Here is an 8,569-nt window from a genome sequence, read left to right on the forward strand (position 1 = left end):
ACCTCCGCACTCCGGCCTCGGGCGGAGGGTGCGCCGAGGCCGGAGTGCGGAGGTAGGGGCCCACGGACGGCCCGCGGGCAGAGGTCGGGCCGCTCGGCTCCCCGTCGGGCACGAGCGGCCCGGGCGTGCTTGCCTTCGTCATATAGCGACTAACGGTGGGCCTTTTCACTTGGATGCGCGGCGAATGAGTGAACAGCCGTAGGGGAAAATTATTTTATATAAGCCTGGTCGGTCATGGGTCCCGCCCTCTGAAAAAAGGATTCTTCCCTTGAGGGCGGGGCTCGGCCAAAGGTTCTCGGCGGGTTTCCGTGGAATGTGTGGTGCCGATCGGCGTTCAGCATATGAGGCGTATAGCTCCCTGGGTGCGGGATCCGTGCGGGCCGCCCCGGCGTCTGTGCCGGTATGGATCTGGAGAAGTCGGCTCCCGCGGCCCGGGGGGACGCACCCCGGGCCGAGGGGTGTCTGGTCGTGGCGATCCGCATGCCCGTGCGGATCGTGGCGCTCGTCCTGGTCGTACCGGTGCGGATGGCGTGGGACGCGCTCGTCGTCGCCGGGCGGTTCCTGAACGACACCGTGGTCCGGCCGCTCGGACGGGGGGTGTCGTGGATCGGGCGGGCGGTGTTCGTGTGGCCGTTCGTGGGCCTGTGGCGGTATGTCCTCGTGCCGCTCGGCAGGGTGTCGGCCCGGCTCGGGGAGGTGCTGGTGGTCCTTCCCGCCGTGGGGCTGTACCGCTGGGTGCTGACGCCCGTCGGACACGCGGTGGTGCGGGCGCTCGGGGCGGTGGGCGCCGTGTTCGCCGCGATCGGGGCCGGGGTGTGCGCGGGCCTGGCCCTGCTGGCGCGGTACCTCGTCGTGGTGCCCTCGGTGTGGCTGTACACCTGGGTCCTCGCGCCGGCCGGGCACGCCGTCGCCCGGTGCGCGAGAGGACTCGTGCGGCTGGTGACGCTGATCGTCACCGGTGCTGGCACGGTGCTGTACTGGATCGTCCGGATCCTGCTCGTGCTGCCCGCGCTCCTCGTGTGGCACCGGGTCCTCGTGCCCGTCGGCGGTGTCCTCGCCGTCGTGGCGCGGGAGGTCGGGGACGCTCTCGGCCACGCCTGGCGCGTCGCCGGACGCGTCTCGCTCGCCGTCGGACGGTTCCTGGGGACCCTCTTGCGGTGGACCCTCGTGGAGCCGGTGCGGTGGGTGTACCGGAGCGTGCTGACACCGGTGGGGCACGTCGTGCGCGACACCGTGCTGCGGCCCGCCGCCGGGGCCGCCCGCCGCGCGGGTCGTGCCGTACGCGAGGCCCTCGCCTCCGCCCGCACCACGGTCCGGCAGGTCCGCGCCGACGTCCGCCGGATGCTCCTCGGCGCGTCGGAGCCGCCGCGGCCCGGAGGGACGCGGAAGCCGGTGGAAGTACGGGGGACGCGGCGCGCGGACGAGGGGACGGACACGCTCATGAAGAGCTGAACGTCGCTCTCCGCCGCTGCCGCCCGCCGGACGGCCTGCCCGAGCGGTCCCCCCGGCCTGCGGTTCCCCACTGGATCACTGCGCGCCGACCGCTCCCGGAAGCCGGGCCGGCCCGCGCCCGGAGCGGTGTCCGGCGGTCACGGCAGCCGGACGCCGCGCTCCCTCGCGGTGACGGGCCCCTGCGTCGAGGCGGCCTCCACCGGCCGCGACGCCCCCTGACGCCGCTCGGGCCGGGCGACGACCGCCGTCCGGCCACTTTCCCGGGCCGCCACCGGGAACCTGCGGCCCGCCTTGCACGTACCCTGGGTAGGACGACGACCGCTTCCGGCGCGGTGCCCCACCGGGACCGGACCGCCGGGACGTCGCCGCACGGCCGTACGCTGGAAGGGAGGCGCACCCGCGCCCCCCTGCAACGAGGAGAAGATCCACTGGGCAAGCGACAGCCCGAAGGCCCGCCGCCCGCACCCGCGGTGCAGCGCATCCGACTGCGCTACACCAAGCGCGGCCGCCTCCGGTTCACCAGCCACCGTGACTTCCAGCGCGCCTTCGAGCGGGCGCTGCGCCGCGCCGAGGTGCCGATGGCGTACTCGGCGGGGTTCACGCCGCACCCGAAGGTGTCGTACGCCAATGCCGCACCCACCGGCACGGGCAGTGAGGCGGAGTACCTGGAGATCGCGCTCACGGAGCCGCGCGACCCCGAGCGGCTCCGGGCCCTCCTCGACGCGTCGCTGCCCACCGGGCTCGACGTCATCGAGGCGGTCGAGGCCCGCACGTCGGGGCTCGCCGACCGGCTCACGGCCTCCGTGTGGGAGCTGCGGCTGGACGGTGTCGCCCCCGAGGACGCCCGCCGCGCGGTGGACGCCTTCAACGCGGCCGAGGCCGTCGAGGTCCAGCGCCGGACCAAGAACGGCGTCCGCACCTTCGACGCCCGCTCCGCGGTCGCCGGCCTGGACACGGTGGAAACGCACTCCTCGCCGACCGATAGGCCGAGCGACCGGCCCTGTGCGATACTGCGGCTGGTTGTTCGGCACGTGACGCCTGCCGTACGACCCGACGACGTCCTGTCCGGTCTCACCGCCGTGGCCGACCTGGCGCCGCCGGTCCCCGCAGCGGTGACCAGGCTGGCGCAGGGGCTGTTCGATGAAGAGACCGGCACGGTGACCGACCCGCTCGCGCCCGACCGCGAGGCAGCAGCGACCGAGCCGCATCCGGCCGCCGCCACTGCCGCCGCGCCGGCGCCGGTGTAAGGAAGGTTCCGCGTAGGGACGGACGTCGTAGCGCCGCCCTCGAACTCGGGAGCCACCTGGGTCGGGCAGCGCACCGACCAGAAGACTTTCGCCAGGCCGTGCGCATTCGGCGTACGGAACCGGTGAGACAGGACACAGAGAGCTCCCGAGCGGCGCCCGCGCCCCGGACGGCGGCAACCGCGCATCGCGCGGGCCGCGGACGTCACCGGCATCGCCGGACCAGGTGCGGCGCCCGGGAGCCTGACGGGAGAAACGCCCGCATGCTCGAACCGATCGAGCCCACCGAGGGCTCCGAACCGAACACCCCCAGCGACACCCTGCCGCCGCGCCGGAGGCGCCGTGCGGCGTCCCGCCCGGCGGGCCCGCCCGCCGCGACGGCCGGCACGGCCGAGACCGTCACGCCGGCCATACCGGCCGCGGAACCCGTCGGCACTTCGGTGCCTTCCGGGGCTGCCGAGCCCGTGGCGCAGCAGAGCGCCGAGGCCGGGAAGGAGAGCCGCGAAGCGGCTCCCGAGGCGCCCGGGACCGCCGCGCCGCGGCGTCGTCGCGTCGTCCGCCGCGCCTCCGCGCCCGCCGGGGCACCGGTGGCGGCGGAGGCCGCCGAGACCGTCGTAGCGGCGACCGCTCCGGCCGTGCCCGAGGACACCGAGGCCCCCGGGGCCCCTGAGGCTCCCGGGCAGAGCGCCGTCTCCTCCGAGGACGCCGCTCCCCGGCGCACCCGCCGCCGCGCGACGCGCAGTGCGACCTCACCGACGGCGGCCACCGCCGGAAAGGCGGAGAACGCCGAGGCACCGGAGCCGGTGCCGTCCGCGCGGGCCGCCGGGACCGAGGAGGCCCCCGAAGCCGGGGAAGTCACCGCCGAGGTCTCCGAGGCGCCCGCGGCAGCCGAGGCCACCGCGCCCGCCGAGACCACCGAGGACACCGCGCCGCGCCGTACCCGGCGTCGCGTCTCGCGCCGTGCCACCGCGCCCGCCGGGGCGGCGGAGGGCGACGCGGGCGAGTCCGCGCCGACCGCAGCCTCTCCCGGCACCGCCGAGGAGACCCCGGTAGCCGAAACCCCCGCGGAGAGCGTCGAAGCGCCCGCGAAGAGCGTCGAAACCCCCGCGAAGAGCACCGAAGCGCCCGCCGCCGAGACGGCCGGGCCCGTGCAGGCCGCGCCCGGGGAAGCCGAGGCCGCCGCTCCGCGGCGCCGTCGCCGGGTGACCCGCAAGGCCGCCGCCGGGTTCGCCGAGCCGGCGCGCTCCACCGAGCCCGCCCGGGCCGAGACCGAGACCGCTCCGCGGCGTCCGGCACGTCCGGCCGTCGCCGTGTTCCAGCCGCCCGTCTTCACCGAGCCCCGGTTCCAGACCCCGGAGCGGGCCGCCGCCGAGGCGGCCGCCGGGGCGGCCGAACCGGCGGAGCCCGAGGAGACCGAGGAGTGGGCCGAGGAGCAGCAGCCCGCCGCCTCGCGCCGCCGGCGGCGCCGGGGTGCGGGCGACGAGGTCGAGGCCGCGCCGGCCGCCGAGGCCGCCCCCGCGACCCGCACCGAGGACGAGGCCGAGGAGGCCGACGAGTCGGCCGAGGACCACGCCGAGGGCGAGGACCAGGAGGACGGCGAGACCGCCGGTTCGCGCCGGCGCCGTCGCCGCGGTGGCCGCCGCCGCAGGCGCGGCGAGTCCGCCGAGAACGAGGCCGAGGGCGGCGAGTCCGCGGACACCGAGAGCGACCGGGTCTTCGCCGAGCAGGCCGCCCAGGACGCCGAGGACACCGCGGAGCAGGCCGAGGAGGACGCGGAGGACGCGGAGGAAGCCGCCGAGCAGTCCCAGGAGGGCCCGGACGCCGGGACGGGCTCCAGCAGCAGCCGGCGTCGTCGCCGCCGCCGTCGCCGGGCCGGTGACAGCACCGGCGAGGCCGAGCCCGCCTCCGACGACCCCGAGCGCACCGTCGTCAAGGTCCGCGAGCCGCGCAAGGCGGCCGAGCCGTCCGACGAGGTGCAGTCCATCAAGGGCTCCACGCGCCTGGAGGCGAAGAAGCAGCGCCGCCGCGAGGGCCGCGAGCAGGGCCGCCGCCGGGTGCCGATCATCACCGAGGCCGAGTTCCTGGCCCGCCGCGAGGCCGTCGAGCGCGTGATGGTGGTCCGCCAGCACGGCGACCGCACGCAGATCGGCGTCCTGGAGGACGGCGTGCTCGTCGAGCACTACGTCAACAAGGAGCAGGCGACCTCGTACGTCGGCAACGTCTACCTCGGCAAGGTGCAGAACGTGCTGCCGTCGATGGAGGCCGCCTTCATCGACATCGGCAAGGGCCGCAACGCCGTGCTCTACGCGGGCGAGGTCAACTTCGAGGCGCTGGGCATGGCGAACGGCCCGCGCCGCATCGAGTCCGCGCTGAAGTCGGGCCAGTCGGTCCTGGTCCAGGTCACCAAGGACCCGATCGGGCACAAGGGCGCCCGCCTGACCAGCCAGGTCTCCCTCCCGGGCCGCTACCTCGTGTACGTCCCCGAGGGCTCGATGACCGGCATCAGCCGCAAGCTGCCCGACACCGAGCGGGCCCGGCTGAAGACCATCCTCAAGAAGATCGTCCCCGAGGACGCGGGCGTCATCGTGCGCACCGCCGCCGAGGGCGCGAGCGAGGAGGAGCTGCGCCGGGACGTCGAGCGGCTGCAGGGGCAGTGGGAGGACATCCAGAAGAAGTCCAAGAACGGCAACGCGCCGACGCTGCTGTACGGCGAGCCGGACATGACCGTCCGGGTCGTGCGGGACATCTTCAACGAGGACTTCTCCAAGGTCGTCGTCAGCGGTCCCGACGCCTGGGAGACGATCCACGGCTACGTCTCCCACGTCGCGCCGGACCTCGCCGACCGGCTGCAGAAGTGGACCAGCGAGGTCGACGTCTTCGCCACGTACCGGATCGACGAGCAGCTCGCCAAGGCGCTGGACCGCAAGGTCTGGCTGCCCAGCGGCGGTTCGCTGGTGATCGACCGGACCGAGGCGATGGTCGTCATCGACGTCAACACCGGCAAGTTCACCGGTCAGGGCGGCAACCTCGAGGAGACGGTCACCAGGAACAACCTGGAGGCGGCCGAGGAGATCGTGCGCCAGCTGCGGCTGCGCGACCTCGGCGGCATCATCGTCATCGACTTCATCGACATGGTCCTGGAGTCCAACCGGGACCTGGTGCTGCGGCGCCTGCTGGAGTGCCTGGGCCGCGACCGCACGAAGCACCAGGTCGCCGAGGTGACGTCGCTGGGTCTGGTCCAGATGACCCGCAAGCGGGTCGGCCAGGGCCTGCTGGAGTCGTTCTCGGAGACCTGCGTCCACTGCAACGGGCGCGGTGTCATCGTCCACCTGGACCAGCCCGCGGCCGCCGGTGGCGGCGGCAAGCGCCGCAAGCGGGCGCGTGCCGGTGCGGCGGACCAGCCGCACGAGCACGAGGCCGTCGCGAGTGCCGAGACGGCCGAGCAGGAGGCGGAGGCGGAGGCCGAGGCCCCCGAACCGGTCGCCCTGCCGGTGTCCTCCGCCGAGCTCCCGACTTCGCTCGAGCAGGGCGGCGCCCCCATCGAGCCGGACGAGGAGCTGTACAGCAGCGTCGCCGAGGCGGAGGCCGCGGCCGCACGCGGGCGGACGCGCCGCCGGGCGAGCCGGCGGGTGTCGGCCCCGGCCGGTGCGCCGAAGCGCGAGACGGTCAGGGCCGACCGGCCCGCGGCCGAGGTGCCGACCGCCCAGGACGTGACGGCGGAGCAGGAGGCCGCGCGTCCGGTGCTTCCGGAGCCGGCCGCCGAGGCGCTGGCGGAGCCCGCCGCCGTCGAGGACGCGGTGGTCGCCGAGCCGGTGACCGAGGCCCGGGAAGCCGAGGCCCCGGCCGCCGAGGAGGCCGCCCCCCAGGGCCGCACGCGCCGCCGCGCGACCCGCAGGGTCTCCGCGCCGACCGGTTCGCCGCAGGGAGCGGAGGCCGCGGTGGTGACGGTGACCGAGCCCGTGTCCACGGTCACCGAGGCGCCCGAGCCGCAGGAGGAGGCTCCGGCCGTTCCGGCCGAGGCTCCCGCCGAGGCCGCGGCCCCGGCCCGCCCGCGCCGTCGCGCGGTGCGCAAGCCCACCACGCCCACCGCGTCCGAGGAGGCGGCCGTCGTGGTCGTCCCGTCGGCTCCGGCGGAGGAACCGGCGGAGGAAGCGGCCCCGGTGGACGGGGCGGCGCCTGCCGAGGAGCCCGCGGAGGCCGTCGCCGAGGAAGCGGCCGCCGAGGCCGCTCCGGCCAAGAAGGCCGCCCGCACGGCGGCCAAGAAGGCCACGGCGAAGAAGGCCGCCACGAAGAAGACGGCGGCCAAGAAGACCGTCGCCAAGAAGACGACGGCCAAGAAGGCGGCGAAGACCACCGAGGCGACCGCCGCCGAGGAGCCCGCCGCCGAGGCGACGGCCGCCAAGGCGACCGCGAAGAAGGCGACCGCGAAGAAGACGACGGCGAAGAAGGCTCCGGCGAAGAAGACGACGGCCAAGAAGGCGGCGGCGAAGAAGACCGCGGCGGCCGAGCAGCAGTCTCCTCCGTCCGTGTCGACCACCGCCGACGAGGACTGACGTCGGACCGTGCGAGAACCGCGATCCGCCCCCGGCCCGGCCGGGGGCGGATCGCGGTTTTGTCGGTATTTGACTGTCGCACAAGAATCGAATACGTGAATGATGGGTGAATCGACGTTCCTGCGTCAGGGTTATGATGTGGTCTGAGATTAACGTCAAATTCGGACAAACAGGGACTTTCCTCCCTGCGTAAGCAGAGTATTGGGGCGCAATACGTGAAAGCTCTCGTGCTTTCGGGGGGAGCGGGGACCCGCCTCCGTCCCATCACCCACACCTCGGCCAAACAGCTGGTGCCCGTAGCCAACAAGCCGGTGCTCTTCTACGGCCTGGAGGCGATAGCCGAAGCAGGGATCAGCGAGGTCGGCATCATCGTCGGCGACACCGCGGACGAGATCCGCGAGGCGGTGGGGGACGGCTCCCGCTTCGGGATCGAGGTCACCTACATCCCGCAGGAAGCGCCCCTGGGACTCGCGCACGCCGTCCTCATCGCCCAGGGCTTCCTCGGTGACGACGACTTCGTCATGTACCTCGGCGACAACTTCATCGTCGGTGGCATCACCGGACTGGTGGAGGAGTTCCGCACCGAACGGCCCGACGCGCAGATCCTGTTGACCAGGGTCCCCAACCCCACCTCCTTCGGCGTCGCCGAACTCGGCGGTGACGGCCGGGTGGTGGGCCTGGAGGAGAAGCCGAAGCAGCCGAAGAGCGACCTGGCGCTGGTCGGCGTCTACCTGTTCACCCCGGCCATACACGAGGCGGTCCGCTCCATCGAGCCCTCCTGGCGCGGCGAGTTGGAGATCACGCACGCCATCCAGTGGCTGATCGACGAGAAGCGGGACGTCCGCTCCACCACGATCTCCGGGTACTGGAAGGACACCGGCAACGTCACCGACATGCTGGAGGTCAACCGGTCCGTCCTGGAGACCCTGGAGCCCCACAACGCGGGCGCGGTGGACGGGACCAGCGAGATCATCGGCCGGGTGCGCATCGAGGAGGGCGCCCGCATCAGCGGCAGCCGGATCGTCGGACCCGCGGTCATCGGCGCGGGGACGGTGGTCAACGACGCGTACATCGGCCCCTTCACCTCGGTGTCCGAGGGCTGCCGGATCGAGGACAGCGAAATCGAGTACTCCATCGTCCTGCGGGGCTCGTCCGTGACCGGCGTGCGCCGGGTGGAGGCCTCGCTCATCGGGCGTAACGTCGAGGTCACGCCCGCTCCCCGTAACCCCAAGGCCCACCGGCTCGTGCTCGGTGATCACAGCAAGGTGCAGATCTCCTCATGACGGCACTTCTTTCGCTGCCTCCCTCTCCTTACGTTTA

The 8,569-nt window shown here is 73.9% G+C and carries 4 protein-coding genes; all 4 read left to right on the forward strand.

Features of this window, described 5'->3' with window-relative positions; all coding sequences use genetic code 11:
* The first annotated feature begins 402 nt into the window (after nucleotides 1–402).
* The 4 genes from B7L92_RS34345 to B7L92_RS34360 all read left to right on the forward strand — a co-directional run bounded on the left by B7L92_RS34345 (nucleotide 403) and on the right by B7L92_RS34360 (nucleotide 8,532).
* The gene (locus B7L92_RS34345) at nucleotides 403–1,452 is read left to right on the forward strand and encodes a hypothetical protein (RefSeq protein WP_081241152.1); all 1,050 of its coding nucleotides are present in this window, start codon (nucleotides 403–405) and stop codon (nucleotides 1,450–1,452) included.
* Nucleotides 1,453–1,922: 470 nt separating this feature from the next.
* On the forward strand, nucleotides 1,923–2,699 hold the full coding sequence (locus B7L92_RS34350) for a TIGR03936 family radical SAM-associated protein (RefSeq protein ID WP_081241153.1): 777 nt from the start codon (nucleotides 1,923–1,925) through the stop codon (nucleotides 2,697–2,699).
* Nucleotides 2,700–2,959: 260 nt separating this feature from the next.
* Nucleotides 2,960–7,249 carry a ribonuclease E/G gene (locus B7L92_RS34355; protein ID WP_081241154.1) on the forward strand — a complete coding sequence of 1,430 codons (4,290 nt, stop codon included), beginning with the start codon at nucleotides 2,960–2,962 and terminating at the stop codon, nucleotides 7,247–7,249.
* A gap of 215 nt (nucleotides 7,250–7,464) precedes the next feature.
* Nucleotides 7,465–8,532: a glucose-1-phosphate thymidylyltransferase gene (locus B7L92_RS34360; RefSeq protein WP_081241155.1), complete on the forward strand. Its 1,068-nt coding sequence runs from the start codon at nucleotides 7,465–7,467 to the stop codon at nucleotides 8,530–8,532.
* Nucleotides 8,533–8,569: the final 37 nt, after the last annotated feature.

Source organism: Streptomyces viridosporus (genome assembly GCF_002078235.1).
GTDB classification, from domain to species: domain Bacteria; phylum Actinomycetota; class Actinomycetes; order Streptomycetales; family Streptomycetaceae; genus Streptomyces; species Streptomyces viridosporus.